At 45.4% G+C, this 14302-nt stretch carries 14 protein-coding genes; 10 read left to right on the top strand and 4 right to left on the bottom strand.

Annotation, left to right across the window (positions count from 1 at the left end; all coding sequences use genetic code 11):
• Positions 1-7: 7 nt before the first annotated feature.
• From traW to excA, 4 genes are all read left to right on the top strand, one after another.
• Positions 8-1201, top strand: a complete 1194-nt coding sequence (gene traW, locus HDEF_RS10665) for a conjugal transfer protein TraW (protein WP_015873074.1) — start codon at positions 8-10, stop codon at positions 1199-1201.
• Positions 1194-1742, top strand: coding sequence for a conjugal transfer protein TraX (gene traX / locus HDEF_RS10660; protein ID WP_015873073.1), 549 nt, complete (start codon positions 1194-1196; stop codon positions 1740-1742). Before traW ends, traX begins: the two co-directional genes overlap by 8 nt.
• A 101-nt stretch (positions 1743-1843) precedes the next feature.
• On the top strand, positions 1844-3991 hold the full coding sequence (locus HDEF_RS10655; RefSeq protein WP_012738258.1) for a DotA/TraY family protein: 2148 nt from the start codon (positions 1844-1846) through the stop codon (positions 3989-3991).
• A gap of 55 nt (positions 3992-4046) precedes the next feature.
• Positions 4047-4697: a plasmid IncI1-type surface exclusion protein ExcA gene (gene excA / locus HDEF_RS10650; RefSeq protein WP_012738257.1), complete on the top strand. Its 651-nt coding sequence runs from the start codon at positions 4047-4049 to the stop codon at positions 4695-4697.
• A gap of 22 nt (positions 4698-4719) precedes the next feature.
• Here excA and HDEF_RS10645 read toward each other — a convergent pair whose 3' ends face one another.
• Both HDEF_RS10645 and HDEF_RS10640 read right to left on the bottom strand, forming a co-directional pair.
• On the bottom strand, positions 4720-5058 hold the full coding sequence (locus HDEF_RS10645; RefSeq protein WP_044612609.1) for a type II toxin-antitoxin system RelE/ParE family toxin: 339 nt from the start codon (positions 5056-5058) through the stop codon (positions 4720-4722).
• A 12-nt stretch (positions 5059-5070) separates the two neighbouring features.
• Entirely contained in the window at positions 5071-5340 is a 270-nt protein-coding gene (locus HDEF_RS10640; RefSeq protein WP_044612608.1) for a hypothetical protein, read from the bottom strand.
• Between the two features lie 113 nt (positions 5341-5453).
• On the opposite strand from HDEF_RS10640, the gene HDEF_RS10635 reads away from it, so the two are divergent.
• From HDEF_RS10635 to HDEF_RS10625, 3 genes are all read left to right on the top strand, one after another.
• Entirely contained in the window at positions 5454-6563 is a 1110-nt protein-coding gene (locus HDEF_RS10635; RefSeq protein WP_012738254.1) for a secretion/conjugation apparatus DotM-related subunit, read from the top strand.
• 117 nt (positions 6564-6680) lie between these two features.
• Positions 6681-7571, top strand: coding sequence for a DsbC family protein (locus HDEF_RS10630; protein WP_238526197.1), 891 nt, complete (start codon positions 6681-6683; stop codon positions 7569-7571).
• Entirely contained in the window at positions 7564-8811 is a 1248-nt protein-coding gene (locus tag HDEF_RS10625) for a type IV secretory system conjugative DNA transfer family protein (RefSeq protein WP_238526195.1), read from the top strand. The genes HDEF_RS10630 and HDEF_RS10625 overlap by 8 nt, the downstream gene beginning before the upstream one ends.
• Positions 8812-8883: 72 nt before the next feature.
• Here the strand turns inward: HDEF_RS10625 and ltrA are convergent, their stop codons facing one another.
• The gene (gene ltrA / locus HDEF_RS10620; RefSeq protein ID WP_012738021.1) at positions 8884-10566 is read right to left on the bottom strand and encodes a group II intron reverse transcriptase/maturase; all 1683 of its coding nucleotides are present in this window, start codon (positions 10564-10566) and stop codon (positions 8884-8886) included.
• A gap of 497 nt (positions 10567-11063) precedes the next feature.
• On the opposite strand from ltrA, the gene HDEF_RS10615 reads away from it, so the two are divergent.
• From HDEF_RS10615 to HDEF_RS10605, 3 genes are all read left to right on the top strand, one after another.
• Positions 11064-12047: a type IV secretory system conjugative DNA transfer family protein gene (locus tag HDEF_RS10615; protein WP_238526193.1), complete on the top strand. Its 984-nt coding sequence runs from the start codon at positions 11064-11066 to the stop codon at positions 12045-12047.
• 120 nt (positions 12048-12167) lie between these two features.
• Entirely contained in the window at positions 12168-12467 is a 300-nt protein-coding gene (locus HDEF_RS13940; RefSeq protein ID WP_048901593.1) for a hypothetical protein, read from the top strand.
• Between the two features lie 300 nt (positions 12468-12767).
• Positions 12768-13694 (top strand): Rpn family recombination-promoting nuclease/putative transposase, encoded by a 927-nt coding sequence (locus HDEF_RS10605; protein WP_012738251.1) that lies wholly within the window; start codon positions 12768-12770, stop codon positions 13692-13694.
• Between the two features lie 261 nt (positions 13695-13955).
• On the opposite strand, the gene HDEF_RS10600 is transcribed toward HDEF_RS10605, so the two are convergent.
• On the bottom strand, positions 13956-14297 hold the full coding sequence (locus HDEF_RS10600) for an HU family DNA-binding protein (RefSeq protein WP_012738250.1): 342 nt from the start codon (positions 14295-14297) through the stop codon (positions 13956-13958).
• Between the last annotated feature and the right edge of the window lie 5 nt (positions 14298-14302).

Here is a 14302-nt window from a genome sequence, read left to right as displayed (position 1 = left end):
CCATCCCATGAAAAAAATATTCCTGACCGGCACCTTACTCTTAGCTGGCCATGCCTTGGCCATGCCGGTCGAAGTGACGCACAGTCTCCCCATCAGCACCCAAGTGGTCCCTGCGCTCTCAGCCATCAATGCCACGTTAGCGCAAATCGCCGCCACCGAATTTCAGATTGGCACCGCCATCAATCAAAACAGCAATAAATTGGCTTCCATGCTGGCAGAAACGGCCAAAAATCAGCGGGATCAGGACACCTTTATTCGAAAAACGCAGCGGCTCGAAGCCGCCCGTCGCAGTTATACCGTCCCCAAGAGTATTTGCAGTGAATCGGCCTCAGGGATGGCCACTCAAGTCGCTGCAAACGCGACGGCCACACAAAGCCATCTGGCGAAAGGAAACGGGATGGCTCATCGACATATTCAAACGGCCATCAAAACCTCAGCAGAGCCTGTAGAGCAGGAACAGTTTCGCGCCGCCAAAATCCATGCCGACTATTGCAGTGCAGAAGAATATGCCGCTTCCGGCGGTGCGCCTCTATGTCAAAAAATCTCCGAGCTGCCCAATGGCGATATCGAATTACGCTCCGTGCTCTCGGGGGCGGGCAAAGTGGGCAGCGACCCTGCCCTCACCTTGACTCAGGCACAGACGGATGCGGCCATGATGTACCTGAAAAATACCGCCCAGAGATCGGCCGGAGACCCCCTCAAAAAAGGCGAACTCAACACGGCTTCGGGTCAGCAATATCAGGGACTCCTCCATCAATACCAGGCCATCGTCTCTGCGGCCAGCCATCCGCAACGCGCCCTCATTGCCGCCAGTCAGGCCAGTCCACAGACCCGAGCGGTGTTAAGAGAAACCCTGCAAACCCCTTCGGCGGCCGCGTATTTTGAGCAACAGGCCTCACCGGAAGCCAAAAGAACTCAAAACCTCTCTCAAAGAGAATTCGAGTTTTTTGAAGTCGGGCGGCGTTACGCCAATACAGACTACCTGACCGACCTGCAATCGATGTCAGGGGATAATTTGATACGTGAATCGATACGCATCCAGAACCTTCAAAACTGGCTGTTGCTCGGCATCAAACAACAGCTTCAGGAGGGCAATATTCTCCAGGGTCAGCAACTGGGCCTTCAGGCAGTACAGGAATTTCGGCCTTTATTGCACCAAAAACGCCAACACATCAGCGCAGGAGTGAGTCGAAATGAATAAACCCGACAGCCGGTTAAAACGCGGGCTCAAAGCCAGCACTTATTTTTTGAATATCTTATTGCCATTGTCGGAAACGCGTCGTATCGCACAGGTGTCAATCCGACCTTGGATGACACTGATGAACCGAATACAGGGGCTGTATCCCCAAAAATCAGAAAACAAACAGGTGACCCTATCCCTGTCCTGGCAAGACGCCGTCCGGGACAGTGGTTTCACGCCGGCTCAACTCCAACAACAGTATCGCGCCTCAAAATATCGGTGGGTTTGTGTTTTTATCCTCCCGATGGGGCTGTTAGTGCTCCTGATGGGGGCGCTGTTATTCAATGCTCACACGCTACCTATGATGATATGGATAAAGGCCAGCTTTTTTGCCCTGATTGGTATGGCTGTCTCAGCATTGGGATTTGTGCGGGCCCTTATCTGCGAATACCGCCTCTGGCAGTTACGGGAAAAACGCGTCTCAAAAGAAGAACGGGGAGAATTTCGGGCTTTTTTAGAAGAAACGGCGTGGATCAAAAAAACCCTGAACATAAAGCGCTGAAGGGGTTCACGAATACCCAAAATCACGCCTTTTTTTCATCTCATTGACTCATTTAATGAGTTCAGTACATCCACTTACACCGCTTATTTGGAATCATTAAAATGAAAAAGGGACTCCGTCTCGTCAGTGTCTTTTCACTGATAGTTTGTTCCCCGCAAATTTTTGCCGAAGAGGTCAATTTTCAACACTTATCTGACGCAGCAAAGCGCAGTGGCGATTTATCCCGGCAAATGTTAGTGATGATTTTTGGGGATATCGTGAATAACCCCTTACATCCGACACACACCACGATGATTGGGGAACTTTTTTTTGTCTTTAACAGCCTGATTGCCACCATTGCCCTCTTTTGGTTTATTACCGTCACTTTGCGTCAAATGGTGCAAGCCGGTCATCAAGGTCAAGTCTTCAGAAGCGGCAGAAGCCCTCTTTATCCTGTGACTGTCTTGCTCGGTTTTCTCAGTCTGGTGCCGACTTCTTCAGGCTGGTCACTCTCACAGCTGATTGTGCTCTGGGCCGCTTCCATCATGGGGGTGGGTTCGGCTAATCTCATCACCGATAAAGCGGCGACTTTGCTTCAAGGAGGGCATTCCCTGGTGATGCAACCCATTGCGCCGCAAACGCTCACCGCTTCTCGGGCCATCTTTGAAATGAACCTGTGTATGTATGGCATCAATGAGGAACTTCACAGGATGTACAGTGAAAGCGGCCCAGCAAAAGGGACGCCTTATATGCGCATCAAAACCCTTCCAGAAGGCTTTATCATCAGCAATGGCAGCGCGCAATGTGGCTCGGCCCGCCTCCCTGTGACCCCAAAAAATACGCACTGGACACCGCTTTTTAGCGTGCCCGTGAACACCGCGCCGTTAGTCCTGGCACAAAATCAATCGCTTAATCGCATGCAAAATCAGCTTTCAAAAGCGGCTTATGAGTTTGTGCAGCAATTTAAGAAAAAACTCGACACCGGCACAGGGAAAATAGAGGATGTGGAAAGTCAAATCCAGAAAGCGGCCCGAGAATATGAGGACCACATCAGACAGGAAGTCCGCGCAATGAATCATGAAACCCAATTACAGGATGTGGTCGCCGCTCAGCTCAGACAGTACGGTTGGCTGGCATTGGGAAGCTGGTATCAAACCTTTGCCACCGCGAATAATAAAACCAACGCCGTCGTCAATATGCGTCCTACTGTGACAGGAATGTCGAAATTAGGTGAGATAGGCGTAGGCTCTTATCACGAAAAATTGACGGTCGCTTACCGGGCTCAAATTCAGAACAGTACTTATACAGCGCCATTAGGCACACAGAGTAGTAAAGATAGTCAGAAAGTCAGTGAGGCTTCAGATGCCTCGTCTTTATTAATAGGTTTAACAAGCTCTTGGGGGCAAGCTACGATAAGACAAATAGTGAACACAAATTTCGATTCAAAAAATGATTCAAACAATCAAATGAATCCACTTTTAAAAATGAAGGCGATTGGGGATTATACGTTAGGCGGTGCTACATCCATATTTGGTGCCTATACTGGTGCTAAATTATTCACCGCTTGGGGTAAAGGTAATTTGGCAGGCAATGTGATTAATATCATTACAGGGGCTGGAGATGTGGCGGATAGCTTGCTTCAAGCGATAGGACCCATCGTCTATTTTTTGGTGTTCATACTGTTAAGTATCGGTTTTAGTTTATCAGTCTATTTACCGTTTATTCCCTTTATTTACTGGATCAGTGCCGCCACTAACTGGATTGTGGGCGTACTGATTGGCGCAACGGCAGGCTCATTATGGGCTGCTACCCATTTAGGAGGTGAGGAAGACAGAGGAAGCCGCTCCGCCTATGGTTATGTGTTTTTAATTGATGTCATGTTGCGCCCTATGTTGATGGTCTTTGGCTTCCTCTTTGCCAGTCTGGTCGTGGTGGCAGTAGGCACATTACTTAATACTTTATTTGCTTCAGCACTCGCCAATGTACAAGCCGATTCCATCACCGGTTTAATCAGTATTGTGGGCGTTTTGATGATTTATGCGCGAATTTGCACCACCCTTGTCTCCAGTGCATTCAGCTTGCAGGTCAGCATGCCCGATTACGTGATTTCTTGGTTAGGAGGTCGTGAAGGGGCCAGTATGTTGGGAGGCATGAACGAATCCATTAAGGGGATGTTTGCTAACTTTGGCAGTGGTGCAAAAACAGCGCCCTCACCAAAGAAACTCGTGCCTAAACCTACTGCCCATGATCAAGAAGATGGCATTAAATAAATTAAGTGTTTTGATTAAAAACTCAAAGAGTTAATGCTATAATTAATGAATACAAATGAGGAGGTCAACCATGCGAAATAAAAAANCTGTCGGTGGAGCTTTGGCTTTTCTTTCTATGGCTTTTTATATATTGGCAGGAATTCCCTTCTTCCTGTTTGTAGGCGCTATGTCAAGTTGGATGGCAAGTGATATATCAAATCCTTGGAGAGATCGAGATATATTATATGCAAATTTATCTTTAGCAGCTCTCGTTATCCCTCTAACTTGGTGCATTCTTAGTTACATCAACAAACGCCGCCACATGGCTAAAATCCTTTCCGTCATTAAAAGCGACGAAAGTTACGACCCCGCCCCAGAAAATGAAATTCGTGAAATGCATTCCAGCGCCTATTTTGGGATTGACCCTAAACGCGGCACTATGTTGTATATCCGTTTATTCAACAAAAAAGAAATCGATATTTTTGGGTTTAATGTCAGTAACTGGCGTCAATGCGAATTAACCGGCAACAATAAACTCAGACTGTATCTCAACTCAACCGAAGTCCCGTTTATTGATATTCAAAACAACAACGCTTGGCTACTGTATGAAAAGCTGTGTGTGATGCGAAACCAAAATTACCACTACCCTTATCATTTCCCGGGGTACGTGGAAGACAGTACGAAACATCTCTCAAAGAAAATGGGCTTTAAGATGTTGCCCTGCTGATGTCTTCAGACTTGATATGTCATCACTTTAGCATTTGGTGGCGATAGAGTGCTGTTAATAAGTCCTGACGCTTATGAAGAATAAGCAAGATATAAATAGAGTGTTCCCTGATTTCATACAAAATCCTATACCCTCTTTTTTGGTCGTGGCGCTCTCTCACTCTTAAACCAAAATCAGCTAAAACAGGATTAAATCGGTAACGTTCAGGCGCTTCCTGTAAATACTTGACCGCATCGAGTAACAGCGCTTCAATAAAATGGGCGGCTTCCTTAATACCCATAATACCCATCGATTCCATTTTAAATGCTTCAATATCAGAAAGGCATCTGAAAGCCGATTCAGTCACATAAACTGTTAACACAGTACGTCCTCATTATTTTCTGTCGGCCCGTAATCGTTCAATCGCCTTTTCTGGGGGCATGATATCACCAGTATCGATGTCTTGCCTTGCCATCATCACTAATTTAAACAGGCTATTTGCTTGCCGTTCTTTTTCTCTTTCAGCCAACTCAGCCACCCTCTCCGAAGCAGGCTGAACAAAAAGCTCGGCCACCCCATTTTTGGTCACAAATACTCCGCCCTGAAACAGTTCAGGAGCCCCTAACCCTTCACGCGCTTTTTTTTGTGACATGGTGTTTTGCATCTTTCTCTCCTTCATCATCTTCACTCAGACAGAGTTTATTTTAACTCACTGATGAAACGATAACAAATTAATACTTAATTTGTACTCTCTTTCATTTAAAACAAAGGAGCATCATGGACAAACATCGATTTTCTCCCCCTGAAAATGACGGATTTCTTTTACTCAGTGCCTTCATAGGCGTCTCTGTCATTTTTTGGTTCTTTTTAGAGGAGGTGATTTATTGGAGTTGTGCCGCGCTCTATCACCTTTGGCGAGCCTGTGATGTGCCTTTGATGCATTCTTTTGCCGCGCCGCGGATGAACTTATTGGCTCACACGGCCAACAGGGCCGACAACGTGACCATCCTGCACTGGCTGGCTGTCATGAACCAAACGGCGGGCATAGTACTGCTCTTTTTAATACCGCTCTGTCTTCTGGCTATCCATGTCACCTTAACCCATCCCGCAAATAAAACCAGACGGGAAATCAGTATTCACAGCCTCCCAAAAATCATGGCAAGGTTTTCTCCCTCTGTGATTCCGGCCCTGTGTTACGGCGATAGAAAAACTCAACTCTTAAATACCAATCCGCCCGAGCACCAAAGCGCACTTTCTCCCGAAGAATTTGCTCACAAACATCACCTGGTTCTCAACCAGCGTCTTGACCATGAAAAGGCCCAGGTCGTTTTTACGCAACAACTGGGACGAAAAATCACCCAACTCTCTGAGTTCAATGCCTATGAACGGGCCTTATGGGCCATTTTTGGATGGCCATTTTTTTTCAATGACCGTCAAGAGGCACAAAAACTGCTCGATACCCTCAATCGCTCTTGTTTGATCAAAAGCCGTCGCGATAAGGGCCAAATAGGCACCCCCGTCTTCTCAATAGCCCACAAGGCCTTTAAAAAAGTCTCGGGTCATCCAGACGCAAAAAACTGGATAAAAAAACACCCCTATGCTCGAACCGCTCTCTCCGCATTACATGCCAATGACTTGCACTTACCGACGGCGCGATTTCGTTGGCTAAAGGGGCTGGATCGGCCGCTTTGGTATGCCCTGTGTTCATCTGATCGCCCGAAACCCTTTATAGAAGGTGCGGGTATCGTCACTCAGATGCAGTGGGAACAAGAAGCGGCTAAACATAAAGTCACCTTACCCTCTCCTGTGCTGAGGTATGCCGTACAAGGATTGGAAAAGGATTTAATCCACATCGGAAAAGTGATCGATGATCGGATTAAAAAATAGTCACAAAACACCCACGAAATACCCTCTCACTCATCCATTTTTAAATTAAAAAATATTCTCTCACGGGGGGACTTGATGCACTCAAAACCATTTTTCACACACCTCATAGGCAACCTGATGACGACTCGCATCGATGATGCTGACCGTGGATCGGTGCTTTTTACATGCAGTCTTGGGAAGGAACCCCATTTTTTTATCCGCCAAAATAGTCTGATTTTCCGACAAAAACATCAAAAAGACCTCGTTCTCTTCAGTGACAGTGAGTCGCCGGATAAGGCACAACATCTTCTCAATGCGCTGACAGAGGCCCTGGTTCGGCGGCAAAAAACAAAATTGTTCTGGCGAAACCTCTTTTTCGGCCTGGGTTTTTTGGCATTACTGGCCATTGGCAGCCACGGATTATTATCTGAAACTCACACAACAGACGACATCCCCCTCGCCAGAGCAGACTCCGCCTCAGCGCCCCTCTTACCCGAGGAAAACGCCATCGAAAAAGGTCTGATGCAAGAGCCCTCCCCCGCATTGACGACATTAGCCCACAATTTACGCGACGCCGCTCAACGGAAAATCTTTACGGTGCCATTGACCACAGGTCATTCTCGGACGATATACGTGTTTTCAGATCCTCTTTGCCCCCATTGCAGGGACCTCGAACCCACCTTGGAGGCCATCGGCAAAAAGGTCAATATTGACCTTTTTCCGGTCAGCCTGATAGGAAAAAAAGCCACCGCAGATCAAGTGATCCCTGTGCTCTGTGCTTCACCAGAGCATCGAAAAGCATTGTGGCATTCATTATTTGATGATCCCCCCTTAACCCCCTCTGCTTCCTGTGACATCGGCGAAAAAGCCTTGGCTGTGAACAACAAAGCCTTTTCTGCCTATGGCTTTAGGGGCACACCTCAGCTGATTTCAGATGATGGGCGCCCCATTCCACTCAGCGCGCTCAAAAACGAGGACACTTTCTCTTCTTTTATGAACGCCGAGCCGCAGGAGAAAAAAGATGAATAAACGCCCCTCTTCTCTCGATCCCCATCGAATTAATCGCCCTGTTTTTAATCCCAGCTTAACCGATACTGTACTCTCTCCCACCGGCGTACAATGGGGGTTCTTGATCGCGCTCGTCGTAGGGTGCGTCTGGCCGGTGACTTTGCTTATTGGATTACCGGCTTGCGTGATCTTGTTGATTATTTTTTGTGACAGGCCGTTTCGAATGCCCATACGGCTCCCGACCGACATCGGAGGCCCTGATTTGACGACAGAGCGGGAAGGCTTTAAAGCCCGAAAGGGGGGGGCAGGACTGTTTTCCTTTATCACGCGCACCCGCCATTGTGAACAAGCTGCCGGCATACTGTGCCTAGGTTACGCCCGCGGAAAATCATTGGCGCGTGAACTCTGGCTCAATCTCGATGACGCCTTACGCCATATTCAACTCATTGCCACTACCGGCGCAGGAAAAACAGAAGCCATCCTGTCTGTCTATCTCAATGCCCTCTGCTGGGGTCGAGGGATGTGCTTATCCGATGGGAAAGCGGAAAACAGACTGGCCTTTGCCGTCTGGTCACTGGCACGGCGTTTTGGGCGGGAAGATGATGTTTATGTCCTCAACTTTTTGACCGCGGGCAACAGCAAATTTTCAAATTTGGTGAAGGGCGACCAATCACGCCCCCAGTCTAATTCCATCAATCTCTTTGCGAATGCCTCCGAAACCTTCATCATCCAGCTGATGGACAGCCTGCTGCCCAAGGTCGGCAGCAATGAAAATGGCTGGCAGGAAAAAGCCAAAGCCATGATAGCCGCCTTGATTTACGCCCTGTGCTACAAAAGAGAAAAAGACGGATTATTCCTCTCACAAAGGGTCATACAAGACTATTTACCCCTTCGAAAAATAGTCACACTCTATCAAGAAGCCAAAGAGAACGGCTGGCATGAAGAAGGCTACAAACCGCTCGAACATTATCTGAACACGCTCGCAGGGTTTGATATGGCCCTCATCGACAGCCCCTTGGAATGGTCGAAAACGGTCTGGGAACAACACGGATTTCTAATACAGCAGTTCACACGGATGCTCAGCCTGTTTAATGATATTTACGGACAGGTGTTCCCACAGGGTGCAGGCGACATCGATTTAAAAGATGTATTGCATAACGACCGCATTCTCGTGGTGTTAATTCCGGCCTTGGAGTTATCGAACTCAGAAGCGGCGACCCTCGGAAAACTGTATATTTCAGGGCTTCGAATGATTAGGTAAGCAGGCCGCAAGTGCCCACTCCCTCAAGAACCGTACGTGCGAGTTACCCCGCATACGGCTCACGCAACTTACTCACTTCAACATTTTTCCTTTTTTGCTATGTAATTGTCTGTGGCAATTAGCATGTAACAATCTTAGATTAGCCAGCTTGTTGTCACCCCCTTCAGCTTTAGGCTGAATATGATGAACATGCAATTGTTCACCATTGTCCAACTCTTGATCACAGAGAGGACAATAACCTTTCTGTCGCTTATAGAGGTTAACTTTGACACCGTAAATAAAAGGCTGTTTACGTGCCTGCCTATTACGCCAATAGTCACGCAATTCCGGATTGTCGGGGGAAGCATTTTTTGGAACTAGCCAATGACGCTGTATTTTTGTCCATGCATGCTTCCAAAGAAATCCACCGGTTGATTTATCCATAAATACTGAATAGTCTTCTCTACCTGGTATCTTGCCTAAGTAGTGTTTTCTTCGCCACCACCAGTGTTTATTGGGATGACGTCGATACAAATATCTACGTTGGCGGATCCACATCCATTGGTCTAATGCACTGAATGTTCTTTTTGAAGCACCAATACGATAGTAATTACACCATCCTATTATCTTGGCATTCAGTTGTCTTATTCCTTCTTGTGTCGGCATACCGATAATACCTTTCCAGGTCATTCTCATTTGCTGTTTGTACCTTTTCATCGACTCCTTTGAGGGCTTCGTTAACAATATATATCCCCGTTTTCTGTGGCGATTGTCATAATGTCGTATATTAAATCCCAGGAAGTCGAATCCTTCCTTCAAGTGTTTGATACTGGTTTTTTCTTCAGAAAGAGCTAACCCTCTCTGAGCTAACCAAATTTGCAACTTTATTTTGGCAGTTTCGCACTCTTCACGGGATTTACCGAATACGACAAAATCATCCGCATAACGAACTACTGCATAAGGTTGCCCTTGTTTTGGCGTGCCGTTTTTCCAGTATTGAATACCCAGTAAGGTCTCCATTCCGTGGAGTGCAATATTGGCCAGTAGTGGACTGATAATCCCGCCTTGCGGAGTACCTGCAACATTGGGTATATAGTTGCCATGTTCCAGCACACCGGCTTGTAACCATTGTTTAATCATGTTTCTTTCGGGGAATCCCCCGATTTTTTTTATGAGAAAATTATGGTCAATGTTGTCAAATGCGCCTTTAATATCTGCATCTAGTACCCAGTGCCGTGTCCCTCGTGCTCTGGCAATACAGAAAATTTTTTGTATTGCGTCATGGGCACTTCGCCCCGGTCTAAATCCGTAGCTGACTGGTTCAAATTTTGCTTCCCAATAAGGTTCCAGCGCCGATTTAACTATCGCTTGTCTACAGCGGTCGAGAATGGTTGGGATCCCAAGAGGGCGTTTTTTTCCATTCTTTTTTGCTATGTAAACTCGTTTTACTGGATAAACCTTTTCTGAAGTTGTTTGGCTTAATAACTTATAAAGATGTTCTCGTCCTTTATGGTCATTAATTACCTGATTATCTACTCCAGCCGTGTGTTTTCCCCGATTGACCTGAGTGACTTTCCTGATAGCCAGAAGATGGTTAGCTCTTGATTTCATCATGAGTTTTTGCAGATTTCTGACTTTCTTTAAGTCACCTGTTGCTGAAGCCCTATATATTCTTTGCCTTAGATTATTAATCATGGCTGTCACAACACGCCAGTTAATAGCATGCCATTCCAGTTGTTGTTCATAGTTTTGATTTATTACGTTTGCCATAGGCATCTAACTCTTCTAAATCAATTCATAACCTTGGTAAAGGATTATATGGGTAAGTCACCCGTTCCACGTCAGCCTCTTTTCAGAGTAAAGTAATTACCTCTATCAATCCTGTTATGATTTCCAGTTGCCTTTCGGCTGATTGCCTTCGCTTTTTGGAACGTCTTATGCCCACTGTCTCTTAGTATTTACATCAACACTAAAAGATTAATGGGGTTACCGTGTTTCACACCATGAAGATACATTGAGTGGGCTGCCTCCTCTATGCCGGGGAACGGGATCCGTCGTAAAGAACGAACACTCTTCTTTACCCGTTTCTAACTGTCGTTAAACTTCCCCATAACACGTCACATCTGATTTCGTGTTTTACTTGCTTACGACATTTTAATAACGGAGATTCACTTTATTCAACCCATTTCAGTTTTGCCTTGCCCCTATTTCTTATTCAGCTTAATACTTTAGTTAGGCTTTCATTCTCGCTTAGCACAAGAGAATTACTCCTCTTGCACCGAGTAAGTGGCAATAAGGTTTCGGATCAACCTTACCCTTTTTCAAGGGACTTCTGTGGTGCAACTTTCACGTCGCACACGCTCAGTCAAGATTTAGGCGGACAGTTAGAAGGAAAAAGAGAGGACGTGCTACTCAGCCAAAAATTTGCTCAAAAATTTCCTTACCCGATTATTTTTGACGAATTGGGCGCTTATTTTGCCTCAGGTCTTGACAAAACAGCCGCTCAAATGCGCTCTTTGCAATACATGCTCATGATAGCCGCACAGGATGTGCAATCCATGATGGACAAATCGATGCGCGAATTTTTGACGGTGAGCGCCAATCAGCGGACCAAATGGTTTATGGCCTTAGAGGATGCCCAGGACACCTTTAATCTGATTCGTTCTGCCGCAGGAAAAGGGTATTACAGCGAGCTGTCTTCCGTTAAGCGTAAAGGCAGTCTCAGTGGCAGTCGGTATGAAGACGCCGATACCCATCACATTCGTGAACGCGATAACATTGAACTCACGGAACTCAAAGCCCTCAACAAGGGGGAGGGCGTCATCGTATTTCAGGATGCCGTGGTAAGAAGTGCCGCGATTTTTATTCCAGATGAGGAAAAATTGTCCTCAAAACTCCCCCTGCGGATTAACCGGTTTATAGAGCTCAAACGCCCTGATTTCGACGCATTATGTGAGGTTGTTCCTGAATTGCGACACCAAGGCGCCGCTTTTAAACAAGAGGTCAATGGGATTTTGAAAAAACTCGAACAACCGCCCCAAAAAAAGGCCCGAATGGAAGACAAAACTTTAATGTCGGTCGCCACATTGGCCTTAAACTTGGACAACAGAAATGACCTCTCCTACACACCCGAAGAACGCGGAATATTATTGTTTGAAGCCGCACGGCACGCCTTAAAAAAGACCCAGGGCCAATACACAATGGAAAAAGAACCGAAAGAGATTGCACTCAATGACTTGAAAAAAAACATCGATTGAAAAGGATTGAATATCCCGTTTTTATATTTACCTACTTTTTATGGGTACTTTTGGCGTAAAAAATTTTAATATTCATTTTTTTAAGGGACTTTCTTTCAAAGACGTTTTTTTGAACGTCATTTGGGACCTGTTAATTTTTTTGGGAGACAGATCGCAAAACTAACATCTTTAACAAGAAAAAGGGGAGTACTTCTTTTATCATCGAGTTTCAATGGTGACTCAAAAGGAAATGATGAAAAAAACAGGACTGATGGGGTGTTAAATGAAAAAATCACGGCTCAGTCACCACAAAAAGACCGTGATGGAAGATACGTAGCTCATCTTTATTTTGGCGATTTGTGGATGAACGCAGAGAGGGTGAAACAAGGTCTGCCTGGATATATCGGCAATACGGCACAGACCCACGCCGGCTCTTATTAGAGGCTGAAGCAAAATCAAAAAAGAGGGGAGTCTGGGCGCTTCCTGAACCAGAAAGAATACCACCCTGAACATGAAGAAAAATAAAGAAAAGTAAAGGGCAGCTCGTCCCTTTAGACAAAAAATCTCAGGGGGCCTGTCATTTAAAAACAACGTGCAAACAAATGACCTGCTGTGAAGAAGCGACGTTTTACTGAAATGAGTGTGGGGTGAATCAATGAGACAAAAATAGAGAGGGGATGCCTTGTGAAAGATGAGGCCATTAATTCAATGAATTTTTTTTAAAAAAAGAGCGTTTATTTTATGAAAATTTCTACACCGCACGATCGTTTGTTCAAAAAATTTTTCGGGGATATCGCCCTCGCACGCAATTTTTTTGAAATCCATCTACCCTCTTCTATTTTAAAAATCGTTTCTTTTCCTTCGTTAAAAATGGTGCCGGGATCTTTTATTGATAAAAGTTTAAAGCAATCTCATTCCGATATGGTCTATTCGTTTGAAACCAGCACGGGAAAGGAGGGATATTTGTACTGTGTAGTCGAGCATCAAAGCACCGACGATAAAATGATGGCTTTTAGAATGAAAAAATACAGCTTGGCGGTGATGCAGCAACACCTTGACCAAGGTCACGACACCTTACCTTTGGTCTTGCCTGTCCTGTTCTATCACGGGCAGAAGAGTCCTTACCCGCATAGCATGGATTGGCGGGATTGCTTTTGCGAAAAAGAACTCGCGAGGATATTAGACTCACAACCTTTTCCATTGGTAGATGTTACCATGCTTCCTGAAGAAGAAATTATGAAGCACGGGATCATTTCCTGGCTTGAAATGAGTCAAAAAATGGTTCATACCCGTGACATGATGGAAATAGCGCCTTATCTTATTCGTCTAGATAAGCTTTTTCCGTTAAACGATGAACTCTTTAAAAGTTTGTTGTATTATTTGTTTCAAGAAGGAGAAACGGCAGATCGTATGTTGTTTTTTGACGCTCTTTCTTCAACCACTCAACGGGAGAATGTGATGACGATAGCAGAAGAACTCAAAAGAGAAGGCAGAGAAGAAGGTAGAGAAGAAGGTAGAGAAGAAGGTAGAGAAGAAGGTAGAGAAGAAGGTAGAGAAGAGGGTAGAGAAGAAATTGCTAAAAATCTCTTAAATAATGGCTTTTCTTTCAAACAGGTTAAAATGTATACCGGTCTTTCTGAAGACAGTTTAAACAAATTACTTGATTAGCCATCCGCTTTAAAAAAACAGGATCCCATTTGAATTAAGCGACAGGGTCTTTCAAGGCTTAAAATTCAGCGAAGAATAAAAAAGAGTCAAGGAAGGTTTATTTTGTGGGCGCTCTTCACTAGCCCACTTCTGTTAAGAAGCACAGGATTTCTTTCATAGCCTCAGAAAATAAGCTCGTTGAGAAGGGAAGATGAAAGAAACCTAGCTAAAAACAGAGGAAAATTAAAAATCTTCCCTGAGGCTTCAACTTTTATTCTCTGATCAAACCGATGACTTTTTCTTCGCTCCGCTTTTTGATTTTTTAGCCACTTGAGTTTCTTTGGGCGATTGTAAATGAACCGAGGCTTTCAGCCTTTTCCCCGCAGAAAAAACAGGGACTTCACGAGCAGGGGTTTTGATTTTTTCACCCGTTTTGGGATGACGAGACATTCGCTCACTGCGATGACTGACTTTAAAAGTCGCAAATCTGATGATTTGCACCGGCTCTTTTTTCCCCAATGAGTCGATAATACTCGAAAAAACAGCGGTGACCGCCTCGGTTGATTGCGCCTTCGTCAGTCCAGACTTGTCTCGGACTTGCTCAATTAACTCAGTTTTATTCATCAATT

This window comes from Candidatus Hamiltonella defensa 5AT (Acyrthosiphon pisum) (genome assembly GCF_000021705.1).
GTDB lineage: Bacteria > Pseudomonadota > Gammaproteobacteria > Enterobacterales > Enterobacteriaceae > Hamiltonella > Hamiltonella defendens.
The sequence above is the reverse complement of the archived record's forward strand: the minus strand, read 5'-3'. Positions and strand labels throughout refer to the sequence as shown.

Excerpts from the sequence above, each read along its gene's own strand:
- traW (WP_015873074.1), top strand. The coding sequence starts at position 8 with ATGAAAAAAATATTCCTGACCGGCACCTTACTCTTAGCTGGCCATGCC.
- traX (WP_015873073.1), top strand. The coding sequence starts at position 1,194 with ATGAATAAACCCGACAGCCGGTTAAAACGCGGGCTCAAAGCCAGCACT.
- HDEF_RS10655 (WP_012738258.1), top strand. The coding sequence starts at position 1,844 with ATGAAAAAGGGACTCCGTCTCGTCAGTGTCTTTTCACTGATAGTTTGT.
- HDEF_RS10640 (WP_044612608.1), bottom strand. The coding sequence starts at position 5,340 with ATGCAAAACACCATGTCACAAAAAAAAGCGCGTGAAGGGTTAGGGGCT.
- HDEF_RS10635 (WP_012738254.1), top strand. The coding sequence starts at position 5,454 with ATGGACAAACATCGATTTTCTCCCCCTGAAAATGACGGATTTCTTTTA.
- HDEF_RS10630 (WP_238526197.1), top strand. The coding sequence starts at position 6,681 with ATGACGACTCGCATCGATGATGCTGACCGTGGATCGGTGCTTTTTACA.
- HDEF_RS10625 (WP_238526195.1), top strand. The coding sequence starts at position 7,564 with ATGAATAAACGCCCCTCTTCTCTCGATCCCCATCGAATTAATCGCCCT.
- ltrA (WP_012738021.1), bottom strand. The coding sequence starts at position 10,566 with ATGCCTATGGCAAACGTAATAAATCAAAACTATGAACAACAACTGGAA.
- HDEF_RS10605 (WP_012738251.1), top strand. The coding sequence starts at position 12,768 with ATGAAAATTTCTACACCGCACGATCGTTTGTTCAAAAAATTTTTCGGG.
- HDEF_RS10600 (WP_012738250.1), bottom strand. The coding sequence starts at position 14,297 with ATGAATAAAACTGAGTTAATTGAGCAAGTCCGAGACAAGTCTGGACTG.